Origin of the sequence: Bifidobacterium thermacidophilum subsp. thermacidophilum DSM 15837, assembly GCF_000426425.1 — a bacterium.
GTDB classification, from domain to species: domain Bacteria; phylum Actinomycetota; class Actinomycetes; order Actinomycetales; family Bifidobacteriaceae; genus Bifidobacterium; species Bifidobacterium thermacidophilum.
The window spans coordinates 27,324-43,233 of the sequence record NZ_AUFI01000011.1 but is presented as its reverse complement, the minus strand read 5'-3'; the positions used below and the strand labels follow the sequence as shown (position 1 = coordinate 43,233).

Annotated in this window: 11 protein-coding genes; 4 read left to right on the top strand and 7 right to left on the bottom strand. The window is 60.9% G+C overall.

Going from position 1 to position 15,910, the window contains the following annotated elements; genetic code table 11:
* Window positions 1-327 precede the first annotated feature (327 nt).
* Window positions 328-1,773, top strand: a complete 1,446-nt coding sequence (locus K315_RS0107330; protein ID WP_033520707.1) for an aspartate ammonia-lyase — start codon at window positions 328-330, stop codon at window positions 1,771-1,773.
* A 65-nt stretch (window positions 1,774-1,838) separates the two neighbouring features.
* Here K315_RS0107330 and K315_RS0107325 read toward each other — a convergent pair whose 3' ends face one another.
* Window positions 1,839-2,660: a putative ABC transporter permease gene (locus K315_RS0107325; protein WP_029576865.1), complete on the bottom strand. Its 822-nt coding sequence runs from the start codon at window positions 2,658-2,660 to the stop codon at window positions 1,839-1,841.
* A gap of 499 nt (window positions 2,661-3,159) precedes the next feature.
* Between K315_RS0107325 and K315_RS0107320 the strand changes: the two genes are divergently transcribed.
* The gene (locus K315_RS0107320) at window positions 3,160-3,801 is read left to right on the top strand and encodes a TetR/AcrR family transcriptional regulator (RefSeq protein WP_029576864.1); all 642 of its coding nucleotides are present in this window, start codon (window positions 3,160-3,162) and stop codon (window positions 3,799-3,801) included.
* Between the two features lie 94 nt (window positions 3,802-3,895).
* On the opposite strand, the gene K315_RS0107315 is transcribed toward K315_RS0107320, so the two are convergent.
* Window positions 3,896-5,293 carry an Mbeg1-like protein gene (locus tag K315_RS0107315; protein ID WP_029576863.1) on the bottom strand — a complete coding sequence of 466 codons (1,398 nt, stop codon included), beginning with the start codon at window positions 5,291-5,293 and terminating at the stop codon, window positions 3,896-3,898.
* A 284-nt stretch (window positions 5,294-5,577) separates the two neighbouring features.
* On the opposite strand from K315_RS0107315, the gene K315_RS0107310 reads away from it, so the two are divergent.
* Window positions 5,578-6,360, top strand: coding sequence for a mechanosensitive ion channel family protein (locus tag K315_RS0107310; protein WP_029576862.1), 783 nt, complete (start codon window positions 5,578-5,580; stop codon window positions 6,358-6,360).
* Between the two features lie 170 nt (window positions 6,361-6,530).
* On the opposite strand, the gene K315_RS09680 is transcribed toward K315_RS0107310, so the two are convergent.
* The 4 genes from K315_RS09680 to K315_RS0107290 form a co-directional block, all read right to left on the bottom strand.
* Complete coding sequence (locus K315_RS09680; protein ID WP_029576861.1) at window positions 6,531-8,312, bottom strand: CPBP family intramembrane glutamic endopeptidase; 1,782 nt, start codon at window positions 8,310-8,312, stop codon at window positions 6,531-6,533.
* A gap of 146 nt (window positions 8,313-8,458) precedes the next feature.
* Window positions 8,459-9,601 carry a D-alanine--D-alanine ligase family protein gene (locus K315_RS0107300; RefSeq protein WP_029576860.1) on the bottom strand — a complete coding sequence of 381 codons (1,143 nt, stop codon included), beginning with the start codon at window positions 9,599-9,601 and terminating at the stop codon, window positions 8,459-8,461.
* A gap of 256 nt (window positions 9,602-9,857) precedes the next feature.
* The gene (locus tag K315_RS0107295) at window positions 9,858-10,856 is read right to left on the bottom strand and encodes an NAD(P)H-dependent glycerol-3-phosphate dehydrogenase (RefSeq protein WP_029576859.1); all 999 of its coding nucleotides are present in this window, start codon (window positions 10,854-10,856) and stop codon (window positions 9,858-9,860) included.
* A gap of 184 nt (window positions 10,857-11,040) precedes the next feature.
* Window positions 11,041-12,006: a lysophospholipid acyltransferase family protein gene (locus K315_RS0107290; RefSeq protein WP_029576858.1), complete on the bottom strand. Its 966-nt coding sequence runs from the start codon at window positions 12,004-12,006 to the stop codon at window positions 11,041-11,043.
* A gap of 199 nt (window positions 12,007-12,205) precedes the next feature.
* Between K315_RS0107290 and K315_RS0107285 the strand changes: the two genes are divergently transcribed.
* Entirely contained in the window at window positions 12,206-13,225 is a 1,020-nt protein-coding gene (locus tag K315_RS0107285; protein ID WP_029576857.1) for an HAD family hydrolase, read from the top strand.
* A 555-nt stretch (window positions 13,226-13,780) separates the two neighbouring features.
* Here the strand turns inward: K315_RS0107285 and K315_RS0107280 are convergent.
* Entirely contained in the window at window positions 13,781-15,898 is a 2,118-nt protein-coding gene (locus tag K315_RS0107280) for a PASTA domain-containing protein (protein ID WP_033520682.1), read from the bottom strand.
* Between the last annotated feature and the right edge of the window lie 12 nt (window positions 15,899-15,910).

Sequence of the window (15,910 nt, the reverse complement as noted above, 5' to 3'; positions counted from 1 at the left end):
TTGACTACCGGATTCGCGTAACTCCCGTCAAATGCGCGACATCGAACCCCACCGACCACCTGTACCCGGACACGTTTCCGCCTAGTTTCAGCTTCAAGCGTGTCGTGTTACGATGCGGCATCATAGGTAACGAAGAAAGCCTAGGGTGAAACCATGGATACAGCAGCTACCAGCAACGACACCATTGACACCACGGATGCCGCCGCAGGCGACATCACAACCGCGAAAGGCATCGACTACGACGCCGACGCGAAAGCCGCCGCAGCGGCGGTCAGCGAGGACGCGACAGAACAACTGCGCGACCCCCGCGACGCGACAGTATCCCATATGCCGTTGCCGTTCAGCGGCCCCGCGCGCATCGAGCACGATTCCCTCGGCGAAATGCCGGTCCCGGCGAATGTGTACTGGGGCATCAACGTGCAGCGCGCCATCCAGAACTTCCCTGTTTCCGACACACCCATCAGCAGGCATCCGGAACTCATCGCCGGGTATGCACAAGTCAAACGCGCCTGCGTGGACGCCAACGAGGAGCTCGGCCTGATCGACCCGATGCGCGCCGAACTCATCCGGCAGGCATGCCGTGACATCGAAGCCGGCGAGCTCGCCGACCAGTTCCCCGTCGACGTACGCCAGGGCGGCGCCGGCACCTCGACGAATATGAACATGAACGAGGTCATCGCCAACCGCGCGCTCGAACTCGCCGGCCACCCGCGCGGCGACTACGGGTATATCCACCCGAACGACCACGTGAACAAGTCGCAGTCCACCAACGACACGTACCCGGCGGCCTGCCGTCTCGCCCTCATTACCGCGCTCAAGCCGATGATCGAGGAATGCCGCCTGCTCGCCCGCGCCTTCCACAAGCTCGCCGACAAGCACATCAACGATGTGACCATCGGTCGCACGCAGCTCCAGGACGCGGTCCCGATGACCTACGGTCAGGAATTCCACGCGTTCGCCTCGTATTTCAAGGCCGACAAGGCATCCCTCGACAAGCTGGAGCCTGAACTCGCGGTGATGAACCTGGGCGGTACCGCCATCGGCACCGGCATCTGCGCTGATATCCGCTTCCGCAAGTCCGCAATCGAGCATCTCGGTGAAATCACTGGTTATCCGGTGACCGCCGCGCCCGACCCGATCGCCGCAACCAGCGATATGAGCGCATTCGTCAACACCTCGTCCGCACTGAAAAACCTTGCCGTGCACCTGAAGAAGGCGGCGGACGACCTGCGTCTGCTCAACTCCGGCCCACGCTGCGGATTCAACGACATCAACGTGCCCCCGCGTCAGGCCGGCTCGAGCATCATGCCGGGCAAGGTGAACCCTGTGATCCCCGAGTGCGTCGACCAGTGTTGCTTCACCGTGTTCGGTATGGACACGACCGTCAACTGGGCGTGCGCCGAAGGTCAGCTGCAGCTCAACGCATTCGAACCAGTCGCCGTGCATACGCTGCTCGAAGGCATCCGCCTGCTGGGCAACGCGATGCGCACCTTCCGCCTCAACTGCGTGGACTGCATCACCGTCAACCTCAAGCAGGGGCGCCAGTTCGCCGCCGAATCGCCGTCTATCTCGGCTTCGCTCAACAGCGAGATCGGCTATGAGCGTGCCGCGGCCATCGCCAAGGAGGCGTTGCGTACCAAGCGCACGGTCCGCGAAGTCGCCGGCGAGCGCACCGACATGCCCGACGGCCGTCTCGACCAACTGCTTGACCCGATTACCTTGTCCCGCCGCTTGGGCCAGACATGCCGTGAACAGGGCGGCGCGCAAGCCTGACGACTCTGGGCTTCGCGCTGCACGGGGGTTTCGACGGGACGCCCTGCCCGCAAGCGTTACTTGGTTTACTTGTCGACGCGCGATTCATCGCTGTCATGCTGTGTATCGCGCGTCCGACGGCCGGAACGCAACCCTTCCATGCTCTCGCGCAGCTGGTCGATGATCGCATTGTCGCGCACTGAACGCATGGCGGGGAACGCCTGCATCAATCGTCGCTGTTGCCAATTGAGCGTATGCGACACATGCGAATCGAGCACAGCGCGCCTGCGCTCCTCGAGACGCTCACTCGCCGTGACCACCTTCTCGTCAAGATTCGCGACCTGTTCGGCATGTACCGCATTGACATCTTCGCTGATGCGTTTGAGTTTGGTGTCGAAGCTCCACGAGTATGCCGCGGTCAATGAGACGTCCACAATGAGCAGCACCGCGATGACGCCGCATACTATATGCAAGGCCAGCGGCGTCCACTGACGGACAATCCCCATGAACCATGGTTGCACGAAGAGTTTGACCAGCGTCGCACCGGCTCCGAACGCAATGAAGCCGTTGAGGTATACGCGGCCGTTGATATTGAACGGCTTGTTGCTGTAATCCCACAATCTGACGTGATGCAGCTTTTCGATGACGTATGAGGAGATGTATTCCAACGTACATGCGACAACGCCGCTGCTGAGGAACAACGCGACGGGATTGGTCACATCGTTGAGCAGGAACAGTACCAGCAGCGCGCCGAAACCGTAAATCGGGCACAGAGGTCCGATCAGGACACCCCTGTCGACGAAACGACGGCGCACGACGATTGACAGTCCGGTCTCCCAAATCCAGCCGATACAGCTGTACAACGCCCATGTCAGGAACAGCCGCTCCACGAATTCCAATACCTGCATGCCGCCTGCCTTTCTTCTCATCACATCCGCCGATGCCTTCAAACGCGAGCATCGCGGAATGCGGATTCGTGCCGGATGCCATTGTGACGCGTTGCCCGATACAACACACCTGATGACTGTACGCCAGACACATCCGGCTATCCACAATACAGGAAACGCGGCATCTCACGGTGTATCGCCAAACCAGAGCATAAGCCCGCACCGGAGACCTGGGTTCCTCGACCAGTTCGTGCGAATCAGCGACAGGTACCCGTGCCGGAACCGATTTCTTGCTTGTTTTACTGGTCGTCCCGGTGAAAGCCCCACCGAGATGCATCGAGTCGTTAGTGGTGGACGGTGATTGTGACACCTGGATTCCGCAACCTTCCAATATCCGCGATATCAATACCTCTCTCTCACCCCCTCTCTTGCCCATCTTCGGCAACGTCAATCAATAATGCGACAATGGTGACCTGTGGTGCAGCGGACGCCACAATCCCAAGAAAAGGAGCAGGCACGTATGGCAAGGCCACGCCGAGACTCGGAAATCCTTCCCGCCAAGGAGCGCATGGAGAACGCGTTCTGGGACCTCCTCGCATCACGCGAATACCGGAAGATCACCGTCACCGACATCGTGCGCGAAGCCGACGTCAACCGCAACTCCTTCTACTACCATTTCAGCGGCCTGCCCGAACTCGCCGACGCCGCAATCTTGCACATGGTGGAAAACACACCGGTTTCGCTGCCGCAGTCAGGCACCGACCCGGAAACAGCTTGGCGGACAAATGTCGCCAATGTTTTGCAGTCGCCGGAGCAACGCGAACGGCTTGACCGGCTGTCCTTGGTCACCGGGCCGCACGGTTCGGCGGAACTGCTTGCATCCCTGCGGGACTTCTCGCGGCTCAACCTGATGAGCATCCTGCAAATCGACCCGCAGCAACTGGATTTGAAAACCGACCTCATGCTTGACTTCGCGATCGGCGGCATGTTTGGCGTTCTGCGGCGCTGGCCGGAACTGTCGGGCCGCATCAAGCCGGAAGACCTGCTCAACGACGATACCGCCGCCTTGGCGATGAGCATGTATCTGAGCCTGTCGAAAACCGACATGCTTGGCTATTGGAAGCGGGTATTCAACCCCTCCGCCGCGCCGCGCATCCAATAGTCGGCGACTCACAGGGCCGGCGGGGCTTGACTGTCAGGACTTGGCTACTTGGACTCGGCTGCCGGCACGACGAACGTTTCGTTATCGCGAACCGTCAACGCAGCGAATCAATCACCAGTTGCGGAACCTGCGGCAAGTTGCGCCAAGCCGTCGCCGGCAACGCGGCCAGCACACCGGCGACCAGCCGACGCGTCTCACGGTCCGTCTTGCGCGCGGCATCGATAATCACCGGGAGCGCTGTCGTCCAATGCTCTGCAAGCTCGCCGAAACTGCGGTAGCCGGGAGTCGAGAAAATCACATACAGTTCGTCGATCACCTTCCGACGGTCAGCCGGGTCGATACTGAGCATCCATGCGTTGACCGTGCTGCCAGCGAACATCGCGGTCGCCGACAATCCGGGCGCTGTGACGAACTCGCCATCCTGCACCTGCCACGACATGCCCAGATGCTGCATGATACCGACGGCATCGGCTTCGATGACCCGGTGCGGCAGACCGTCATCCATCAGCATGCCGACGACCGATGACTGCGGAACGGTTTTGTCCACGCGCGACGCCACCGCATCGAACGCCGCGGATTCGAGCCGCTTGGGGAATCCCGGACCGTCATGGGAGAACACCCGGCAAATACGCGCAGCGTACCGGTTGCGTTGGGCGGGTTGAACGTATTGGGTGGTGCTGTCAGTGGGGAGGTTTTGGCTGTCTTTGCTGCCACGGCTGATATTGCCGGCGTCACCGGGGTCGGCGCTACCGATGCGCAACTGCTTGTCGGATGTCCGGCGGCCCGCCATTGACGTCGCCTCAATCATCGGTAACTGCGATTCGCCGGATTCATCCGCGAGCCACTGCATGGCATCCAGATCGCGCGCAGCCATACGAACCGACGCGTACACCGCCATATTGCCGCCCTTCGAATGTCCGCCCACCATCACGGCGGGGACATCGCCGCCGGGCACGCCCGCCGACCGGTCAAGGATTGAGGAAAGGTACTTCGCCGCCGACTCCTGCGACGGGACTGGGCAGCGGAACGCCATATTGAAGTCCTCTTTCCAGCCAAGCAGCGTGCCGTCGGTACCACGAAACGCGATATACAGCAAGCCGCCGGGACCGAAGGAATCGCGGATACCCGCGCAATCCCCAAGATCGAAGGTCATCGCGGCAAACTGTTGTTCACGGTCGACATCGTCGCGCTGGATGTACTCACCCACGCGCAAGCCGCGGAATCTCGGGCTTTCAGCGACGGCAACCAGCAAATCAAGACGAGCGCTGTTGACCTGCTGGGAGTCGGCGGCGAACATCATCGGAAAATCCTCCGCCCGCAACAATCCTGTCAACGCGATGGTGTCAATCGAACGCGCCGCCCCGAACACCGGGACCACCAACGGCAAACGGATATACGACAGCTCGCTGAGCAGCAAGGAATCAACAGCGGAGAACGGATGCTCGGCGAAGGTACGGAAATCGGTGCGCACATAATCGACGATGTTGCCCATACCATCATCGTAGTCGAGAACCGTTCGACACCGTGACAGGGCATGGCGGCGATTCTTTCCAGTTCTGCGAGCCATGCCCGCAACACGATTGCCGGCAATTCGTTGATTCTGTGCGAATCGGCCACGAACGGGCGCACAGTCGCGACGCGATGGTGCAAGATACAAGATACTGGAACGGGAACGGAACGGATCTGATTTGCCGGATTGGTTCTGCCGGATTTATGCGGTATCCGAATACGGTATCGGCACTGCACCGGCGTTGGTAACCCGGGAATCGAGGGAATATGAGCATCGTCGAATATATCATCGCGTGGCTAAGCGCCAACGCAGGCAAACTCATCTGGCTGGCGGCAGTGATCATCGCCGCCATCATCATCTCAAAACTCGTCAGCCGGGGACTGCGTACGCTGCTTGACCGCTCGCAAGTGCCGAGCGCCTCGATTTTCATCAATCTGGCGCGCGTCCTGATTTGGGTGATTGCCGTGACCATCGTGCTGCAACCGGTGTTCGGTATCAATCCGACCACGCTGATCACCGCGCTCGGCGTTGGAGGCGTCGCGATCTCCCTCGGTATGAAAGACACCATCGCGAATGTCATCGGCGGATTCGGGCTGATGCTGGGCAAAGTGATTCAGCCCGGTGATTTGGTCACCGTAGCCGGTACAACAGGCGTAGTCAAAGACATCACCTGGCGGCACACGGTGGTCAAAGCCCGCAGCGGCGATGAAATCGTCATCCCCAATTCCGTGCTGAACACCTCGTCGCTCGAGCGCGTAACCGAAGCGAGCGAAGGGTGCGTCACCGTGCCGTTCACACTGAAATCAGGAACCGACCTCGATGCCGCCTCCATGCGGATGATCGCAACAGTCGGCAAGGCGACGGCGGAATATGCGGCGGACGGGAACCCGCCGCTTGTCAAGTTCACCGGCTTCTCCCCGTATGGGGTCGAGGGCGAGATCATGGTGTTCGCCAAGCCCGGCATCTTCGCGTCCACCGTGAGAGATGCGGCGGTCCGGTCGTTGGCCGGCGAGGAGTTCCTCGAGCAGCGCGCCGCGACCGGGGAATGAGCCGAAAGGCATCCGTCCGGTTGTGTGAGCAAATCCTCACACAACGGGGTTCAGCGGCATTGATTTCAGCGATATCAAAACTGCGGAAAACGGTGTTGCGGAAACCCAGCAGAGCTTCGGTCCAAGCTCAAACAACACTCCGACAGGGCACAGGCGGAACGCCGGCACCCTCAGCCGATCAGTGCTCCGAGCATCTGTAGCAGGATGGTTGCCGAACCCGCATCATCGACGCCGAACGATCCCTCCGCCGGAATCTTCGACATCACCAACGCGCTGATGGTCATGAGGATACCGACGACGAGGAACACAATCATGCCGGGATTGCCGAGCGCCGTCTTCACGCCGGTACCCTGCTCAAGCTGCTCGGGCGCATCAAAGAAGACGAAACGCTTGCGGTTGCGCACAAGAATGACGATGCCCACGATGAACAACGCCAACATGATTAGCACATAGACACCGACGATAATCAGTCCGCCCATCTGGCGTTGCACCTCACGCATCGCAGCATCGTTGGACTGTTCCATTGCGCGCATCAGCGCTTTGTCGTCGATCTGGGACGTCACCCAAATCGAAATGACTCCGCCGTTGAGATTGACCAGCGCATGCATGAGCATCGAATACCACAGTTTCGACGTGCGCACATACATGTATCCGAAAATCAAGCCAAGACCGAATGCGTAGAAGAACTGCCGCACATTGCCGTGGAACAGTCCGAAGCACAGCGCGGACACCACAATCGCCGTCTTTTCCCCGTATTTGCGGGTTCTGTCGATGATTTCCTTGCGGAAGATCCACTCCTCGAAAATCGGGGCGCACACGCAGGTCAACAGAAACAGGGAGAAATAGTCCGTGTTCGCCAACGCTGATTCGAGCGTATCCTGGTCGTCGCCTGAAAACGGTGCGGAGACGAGATTGCCGATAATCGCGCCGATATACATGATCGGCACAATGGCGACGAACAGCTTGATGAATGTGCCGGGCGACATGTCGAACCGCTTGGTCGCCAGCCTCGGCACGTTGCGGAACACAAGCAACGACAGGGGCATCGCGATGGCATACAACGGCAGGTTGCTCAGCAGAAGAAGCAAACCAGTGGGGATGTTTTCACCATTGTGGGACAAAGCGACGCCGACGGTCACAAGGGACGCGCCGACCAGCCACACCCCGATGATGAGTATCAGCGCCCAGCCGATGATTGAGTAGTCGTGTTTCGCCGCTTGTGTGCGGCGCTTCGCCTGCCACCATGCCTGCCACTGCTGAGGAAACATCTGCGCGAACTGGGCAGGCGGGAAGACCTGCGGAAGATACGGCGGGTACGCGGGGTACGCCGGCGTTGGATACGTTGGATACGTTGGGTATGCAGAGTATGCCGGCTGATAGGGCTGTTGCGGGGACGGCGACGGCTGTTGGCGATGCGGGGTCTGCTGCCCCTGTGGCGCTTGTTGTGGCTCAGGCACTGGCCGGGGTTGCGGCGACGGGGTCTGGAATTGCGGTTGCGTCGCAGATTGGGGCATCTTCGGCGGCATAGCGGGGTATTGCGGGGGCATCGCCCGGTATTGCGGCACGTACGGTTGAGCCATAGGAACCGGCTGCGGAGCGGGTTGTGGAATTGGCGGATACCCCATCGTCGGAGGATACGCCATGGTCTGCGGACCGGGAACAACCGGCGTCACCGGCAATTGCGGTGACTGCGGCGGCACAGCATACGGCACAGCATACGGGAATGGCGCCGCAGAATTCACTGGCCCTTGGTGCGGGGCGAGCAGATATGGCTGTCCCGCCGGCGCAGACTGCTTCTGCTCCTGCGAAATCGGCTCCTGTTGCGGCGTCTGTTCCGGCTGCGGCATCTGCTGAGATTCCGTTGTCCCGTTGCCATCCTGCCGGCTGTCGTCCAGTTGGCTGCCACCTGGCTGGCTGTCATCCGGCTGATTGTTATCATTCATCCATGTCATGAGCATCCCTTGCGTTGTTCGACCACTGTCCACATGCTCAGCCCTCGCCGCAAAGCACTGGTGAGGTTCATCATAGCAAGGGATGCTACAAGCGCGAAGCAAGCCGAGCGGTTACAAGTTCCGCCGGCTTGCGTACGACAGCGGTTTCAGTGCTTGAGCACCCCGTCAATCAGCTGGGAAATCAGCTCGCCATACGGCAGACCGGTCGCGGCCCAGGCCTTGGGGTACATGGAGATCGGCGTGAATCCCGGCATCGTGTTGATTTCGTTGACCATCACCGAGCCGTCCTTCGTCACGAAGGTGTCCACACGGCTCAATCCGGCGCCGTCAACAGCCTTGAACGCCTTGATCGCGGTGCTGCGCACCAGTTCGAGCGTCTCCTGCGGCAGCTTGGCTGGCACCTCGACGTGAGATGCCTGTGCGTCCATGTACTTGCTGTCGAAGTCGTAGAACTGGTCCTCACCATCGTCGCGGCGGTCGAGCACAATCTCGCCCGGCCAGCTGGCGCGCGGCTGTCCGCCTGGCTTGGGCGAGAACACCGCGCATTCGATTTCACGCGCGTCGATGCCCTGCTCAATCAGCACCTTCCAGTCGTGGCGGGAAGCTTCGAACACGGCGGCGGCCAGTTCGGCGGCATCGCCCTCATGCTCGACTTTCGTCACACCGAAGCTTGAACCGGCGCGCGACGGCTTGACGAACAGCGGGTATGCGAGCCCTGCCTCACGTACCTGGCAGATCAGCGCCTCACCTTGGGCGGCGAACCCGTTGGCCGCATCGAAATCGCGGGTGTCGAGGGTGATGCCCGGAGCCGTGGCGATGCCGGCGGCGTTGAGCAGCACCTTCGTGAAATGCTTGTCCATGCAAGCGGCGGAAGCGAACACGCCGCAACCCACATACGGCACGCCCATCATCTCAAGCAGGCCCTGAACCGTGCCATCCTCACCGTACGGACCGTGCAGCACCGGGAACACCGCGTCGATATGTCCGAGGGAAGTCAGCGTTCCGTTCTGTTCGCGGGCGAAGAACCCATCCGCCCCACGCGCCGGGTCAAGCACCACTTCGCGCGCGTCGGCACTGGCCTGGACGACCGGGAGTTCACCGCCGTCCAGCGAGAAGGTGCGCGGGTCGGTTCCGCCGACCAGCCACTTGCCGTCCTTGGTGATACCCACCGGAATCGGCTCGAAACGCTCGGTATCAAGCGCATTGAGCATACCGGCGGTCGAAATGCAGGAAATCGAATGTTCGTCGGCCTTGCCGCCGTACAGCACCATAATGCGTTGCTTCGTCATAATCATCCTTTACGTTGTGGGCTGTTCCCCGCCTACGCGCGGGCGCCCGGTTCTCACCTTGACTTCGAATAAACCTCATGGCGGCGGATCGCTGCGCGTTCGTCTGCCGCAACCATAGCGCGAACCATGGTTCGGCGGCCGCGAGGGGCACGAATCGCCGGAAATCTTAACGGTGCCACTGCCTGTGCGGCGGCACTGTTCGGTGACGTCGTTTTTCGGTGACATCACTCCTCAGTAATGTCACTCCTCGGTGGCGTTACTCCTCAGTAATGTCGCCGCCGAACAACTCGCCCAGCATGTCGGCGCAGGAGATGCCCTTGCCCAGCACATCGCTCATCGCGCTGGCGAGCGGGGTCGGCACGCCAAGCTGACGGCCGAGCGCCACCACCGCATCAGTGGTCGGCACGCCTTCGGCGACGCCATTGCTTGCCTTCGTGGCTTCCTCGACGCTCAGGCCCTTGCCCAGATTTGCGCCGAAGGTGTAGTTGCGGCTCAGCGGGGATCCGCAGGTGGCGACCAGATCACCCACGCCGGCGAGTCCCGCGAAGGTCTTCGGGTCGGCGCCCGCAGCCTTGCCTAACGCCGTCAATTCCGCCAGACCGCGAGTCTCAATCATCGCGGCCGTGTTCTCCCCGTACCCGGCTCCCCGAACCATGCCGACGGCGAGCGCGACCACGTTCTTGAGTGACCCGCACATTTCCAGGCCGATGACATCAGTGGTGACGAAAGGCTTGAAATACTTGGTTTCGCAGGCTTTTGCGACCGTGCGTGCGTTGTCGATGTCAGCGCAGCCAACCACAGTGGCCGCAGGCTGGCGGTCGGCGACCTGCTTGCTCAGGTTCGGGCCGGAAATCGCGACAAACCGCTCCTCGGGAAGGTTCAGGGATTCGCGAACCACCTGGTCCATGCGCTTGCCGGTGGTGCGTTCGATGCCTTTCATCAGGGAGACAACAAGCGCAGTGGACGGGATCAGATCCTTGAATTCGGCGAGCGCGACGCGGGCGAACTGGGCCGCGATTGCGACGACGATGATTTCCGCATGCGCCACCGCCTGTGCGCGGTCACCGGTTGCGTCCATGGTCGCCGGCAGCTGTTCGACGCTGGGCAGACGGTACGAGTTGCGGTGATGCTCGTGGATGTCCGTGACGATTTCCGGCTCAATCGCCCACATGGTCACGGTGTTGCCCGCGTCGGCGAGAACTTGGCCGAACGCGGTTCCCCATGCTCCTGCACCCAGGACGGTGATGTTTGTCATGTCAATCTCCTTGCAGACGTGTTGCGGCGCCTGATTGTGGTCGTGGCGGTTGTCGCTGCCGCCGCTGGAGCCCGCCTGCTGCGGGCGGACTCCGTAGTGCTGGGCTTCATGGTACTCGCCCCGCCTATACACGCGCGAATGCGAAGTGAGAGTACTGGAAGAAAGTCGTGCGCGAACGCCTAAATCACACGGCTGAAGCCGGTGCGGCGCCCTGCGTGGCCGCGATGAACGGCGTCTCGCCGTCCTCACGTCGGAAAGAAATCTGCGGACGTGGCTTGCGGCTCATCGTGCGGTAATCCCAGTATCCTTCGGCCGGCGGTTGTTCGCCGCGGATTTCGGCCATGACCTCTTCCATTCGGGCACGTACACGGTCGGCGAGCGCCTGGGCGAGTTCGACAGGCGGCTCGTCACCCCACGAATCCTGTGTGACGAGCAGATCGGCGTAATCAAGCCGGTCGTCATAGCACATGATGACGTTCTTGCGCGGCCACGGCCAGAACTGGTTGATGCTTGCCGCGCCCCATGTGACTGAGCAGTACAAGGGGATCTGGTAGCCAAGCCGGCGTGAGGCTTCGAGCGCGATGTATCCGACGCCGGATTTCATGCTCATCGGCCATTTCTGCGGATCGCGGGTGAGGGTGCCTTCCGGCCAGACGGTCAGCGGACGGCCGGAGGTGAGGATGTTGATGGATTCCGCCTCGATGGCTTTCGCCTTGCCTGAACGCCGCGGGACCGGCTGCATACCGACGGTCTGGAACCATTTACCGATAACCGGCCAATGCGCCATTTCCGCCTTGGCCATGAACCGAGGGCGGCGGCCCAGGTGGAACAGGCTCATCATCGGGACGAAGACGTCGTACATGGTCACGTGTGTGGCGGCGGTGATGAACGGGCCGGTTTCGGGAACATGCTCCAGGCCCCACGCGTACACTTTGCTGCGCTGGCTGAGCACCACGGACACACCTTTGAGCAGGCGGGCGGTGGCTTTCGGGTTCTGCGCGTTGATTTCCGCATCGTTCGGGGTACGCGGGCCTGTCGGGTATTCCTTGGTCGGATCGACCAGATGATGGCGCTGCGCAAGTTTCGCGACCTGTTCGTCGCTCAGCGGCTTGACCGCGCTGCGCGGCGATGGTTTGCCTTTCGAAGTCATACCACCATTGTGCCGCAACCGCCGGCCAAGGCAGAGGCAGAGGAGGCTGAGGGCTGCGCGCGCATGAAATCCGTCAATCCGTCGGGATTCGACTGATTGTCAGCGGCGGACCGCATTATCAATCGAAAACCGGGTGTTGTGCGGATTCCCGGCGTTCAATCGCCAGGAATCTGACTGTGGTGGGCGGTACGGTGGCGGTATGAGCGATATCAGTGATGCCAATGGCATGAACCGCAGGGACGACATGGGCAGCATGGACTGTGTGGACTGCATGTGCGGCAAGGGCGACAGAGACAGCAAGGACAGCAGAAATCGCAGCAATGTGTCACCGGACGACCGACAGGTGTCTGCCGAACCGCGCATATCCGGTCAGCATGCGTCTGCCGGCAGCAAGCTCGTGTTCATCGATATCGATGGCACACTGGCCGACGAGCACCATCACGTGCCACAATCGGCCATCGACGCGTGCCGGCAGGCCCAGCGCAACGGGCATCTGCTGTTCATCTGCACCGGCAGGTCGCTCATGAAAATCGAGCAGAGCATCCTCGACCTCGGCTTCGATGGCGTGGTCTCGGTCGCCGGGGCGCGGGCGGACATCAACGGCCGCACACTGTTCGAACATCTAATCAGCCCCGAAGCCATCGATGCGGCGACCGCGTACTTCCGGGAACACGACATCCGCAACTACCAGTGGCAGGGGCCGGACGGCCTGTACGTGTCGCGCGGGTACATGCAGTATCTGCAAGCGAAAGACTCCGCGTGGAAGGATCCACAGTTCGCGTCCCGCTGGCATGTCATCGATGATCTCGACACACACGGGCAGAGCCTCGGCGCATCCATCAGGGCGAGCAAAGGCTCGTATTTCGCCGATCGTGGCAATCCGACGTCGTTCGAGGACACGTGCAAGGCGCTCAGCCGGTGGTTTACCGCCGTACCGGGCACGTACGGCAAGATTTCGGACAATCACGGGGAGCTGCTGATCCCCGGTGCCGACAAAGGCACCGCCGTGGCACAGATCGCGCGCACGCTCGGGTATCGCATCGAGGACACCATCGCGCTCGGCGACGGCGGCAACGACATGGCGATGATTCTCGCGGCCGGCACCAGCGTCGCGATGGGCAACGGGATTGAGGAGATCAAGCATACGGCGGACATGGTCACCGACAGCGTGGAGGATGACGGGTTCGCGCACGCGTTCAGCCGGCTTGGTTTGATTTGATTACCCTGTCGCCACCAAAAGGGACGTTCCTGCGGGAGAACTCGGCGAATCCTGCGATTTGCGGCTAAACTCCCGCGCGGGACGTGGGAGTTTTGCGCAATCCGGTGCCCTGACAGATAATCTCCCAACAGGAACGTTGGAATTCCGCGGTTCTGAAAAATCGACCCAAAAGCCGATTTTGGGAGAACAGCACCGTATTCGCATATCTGCTGTAAACTCCCGCGAGAATCCGGGAGTTTTACCCGTTCTCGACCGATTCGCGCGAGATCTCCCGGGAGCAAATCGCAATGCGCAACAAATGTGCCTAACCGGAATATCACCTGCCCGTCAGCGTATTTCCGCGGCAATCCATCCGTGAGAACGGCTGCCATTCAAGGTCACACGGGAAAGTCTGACAAGCGTCGAGGCCACGCAACAGACGGATGCTCGTATCGACAAACGCTTCACCAGTTCCGATGGGCTAACGAAAAATCTGGCCGATCCTTGAATCATTATTCTGAACCAATCAGTTCAAAAAAGATTTCAATACACTGCCAGAAGATAGCCACTCCGTCATCAGTTCTGGTCGTAGATGAAAGCGAACGTACCGCGGTCATTGACGATGAGCGGACCGGCCAGCGTCGTTGGGAGCGGATTGCCGACCGTGCCGTACATCCAGCTTTTCACGTCGTCACTCAGCGCGCTGGTCGCGTATCCGGCCGGATACACGGTGAACGTGCCGCACGGGGTCAGCCCGTAAATGCCGTCAACCGTTTCCACCCGGACACCGTCTTTGATGGTCACGTCGCCGACGGTGCCGTTCTGGTGGAACGCCTTTTGGTCGCATGTCATGCTGAACGAGCCATCATCGTTGCGCTTGGAATAGTTGAACTTACCTGTGCCGGCCGCGATTGATCTGGATCCATTCGGATATCCATCGCCGGTTACCCCAAGGTCGGAATCGTGATAATCAGCAGAGAATGTGCCATCTACATTAACCGTCATTATCGTTGACCATGCGCCGGCACCAACGGAGAAAATATACTTCCCCTGCACCTGGCGCCAGAATCCTTGCTCCTGTGCGACCGCTTCGGATACCTTGCCGTTGGCGTCGCAGTTGGGCAGATTCTGCCAGTCGGGCTGGCCGGATTCGACGAGATAGTAGGCGTTCGCATCGGTGGGCGCCGGCTTGAACTTCACGGATGCGGAGAATTCGCCGACTCCGGGGACGAAGGGGTCCTGCACCAGCGTCTGCCCGGACGGCACCGGCGCCTTGCTGTATGGAACGCTCGTGGTGTCGTATTGTGAGGCGTCACGGGCGAGAATGAACGGGCGAGATGTGTCCGGCTTCGAGCTTTTCTTCGCTGCCGCGAGCGCACTGTCGTCGAAATACCCGCTCTTCTCGATGGCATCCAGATTCGCACCGGAAGCGAAGAACACGTAGAAGTCATGCATGTCGAAGGTCGCTCCGGACATGTCTTGGTCCTGCACGACCTGTTTGCTGGCGTTGCAGCCTTCGTCGTACGGGGAGAACATGGCGGTGCCGCAGCTTGGTGAGCCGCCGAGCTCGCCGAAATCGAAGGCGCCCCACTGCTTGGCGATCAGACGCTTCGCCATGCCGCCCTCCCCTGGCGGCAGTTGTGAGCCGCCGTACGAGCAGGTGCCGATGTCACCGGCGTTGCCGTCCGCGAAGGGGAAGCACATGGTCAGCAAGTCGTTGCTGTGCTCATCACTGCTTGTGCCGGTGTCTTTCGCCGTGACGCGGTATACCGAGCCGTTTTCATCCTGCGCGAGCGTGATGCAATCTTTTGCAACGTCGGTCACAGTGCTCTTGCAATATGTGCCGGTCACCGTGTCGTTGAGTTCCGAAGCGTAGAAATACGGCGCGTTGCTTTGCCCTACAGTCGCCTCCTGTACCTTGTCGGCGCCGACACCGTAGTAGAGCGTCACGCTTTCGCCCGAGGATAGCACGGTGCCGGGCGCCGGGCTTGAAGAGACCAATTTGCCGACGTTCTTCTTGGACGAGAAATGCGGCTTGGCGACGACGTTCACGCCGGCTTTGGCGAGTATGTCTTTCACGCTGTTGATATCCGTACCGATGGCGTCATAGGGGATGGCCGGGGTCTTGCCGTCGGTTTTCGCCGCAACGCCGACGTAGATGCCGGTGGTTGTGTCGGTGACCGCCTGACCGGCCAGCGGGTAGGTCGCGATCACCGTGCCGCTGGCGAGTTTCGAGGAGGAGCTCACTGCGATCTGCTTGGTGTGGACCGGCACGCCCATAGTCTTGAGTGTGGCGACTGCCGTGCTGGCTTTCGCATGTTCGACATTGCTCGGGACGCCGGGCCCTGCGGATTCGCGTACGACCACGCTGGAACCGGACCGCACGCGCTGCCCGGCCTTGGCGTTGCCATACCCGAGGAACGCGCCTTTCTCAGCCCCGGAAAATTCCTGGCGCTTGGCTGAAGTGATGCCTTTGGCCTTCAACTGCGCGACCACGGAATCCGCAGTGACGGCCGCTTTCGCCTTTCCTGATTGTTTTCCGGCGTTCGCACTGGCGGCAGCGATATCAGGCAAGGTCTTGCCGCCCCAGAGTTCAGCATGGTATGTCAGGCCTGCCGTTACACCCGCTGCGACGACAAGCACCGCTGCGACAATCACCGCGATGATGGCTTTGGGCTGGTGTGTGGCAGCCACAGGGGTATTCGA

Coding starts and splice junctions, on each gene's coding strand:
- K315_RS0107330 (WP_033520707.1), top strand. CDS start 328: ATGCCGTTGCCGTTCAGCGGCCCCGCGCGCATCGAGCACGATTCCCTC.
- K315_RS0107325 (WP_029576865.1), bottom strand. CDS start 2,660: ATGCAGGTATTGGAATTCGTGGAGCGGCTGTTCCTGACATGGGCGTTG.
- K315_RS0107320 (WP_029576864.1), top strand. CDS start 3,160: ATGGCAAGGCCACGCCGAGACTCGGAAATCCTTCCCGCCAAGGAGCGC.
- K315_RS0107315 (WP_029576863.1), bottom strand. CDS start 5,293: ATGGGCAACATCGTCGATTATGTGCGCACCGATTTCCGTACCTTCGCC.
- K315_RS0107310 (WP_029576862.1), top strand. CDS start 5,578: ATGAGCATCGTCGAATATATCATCGCGTGGCTAAGCGCCAACGCAGGC.
- K315_RS09680 (WP_029576861.1), bottom strand. CDS start 8,312: ATGACATGGATGAATGATAACAATCAGCCGGATGACAGCCAGCCAGGT.
- K315_RS0107300 (WP_029576860.1), bottom strand. CDS start 9,601: ATGACGAAGCAACGCATTATGGTGCTGTACGGCGGCAAGGCCGACGAA.
- K315_RS0107295 (WP_029576859.1), bottom strand. CDS start 10,856: ATGACAAACATCACCGTCCTGGGTGCAGGAGCATGGGGAACCGCGTTC.
- K315_RS0107290 (WP_029576858.1), bottom strand. CDS start 12,006: ATGACTTCGAAAGGCAAACCATCGCCGCGCAGCGCGGTCAAGCCGCTG.
- K315_RS0107285 (WP_029576857.1), top strand. CDS start 12,206: ATGAGCGATATCAGTGATGCCAATGGCATGAACCGCAGGGACGACATG.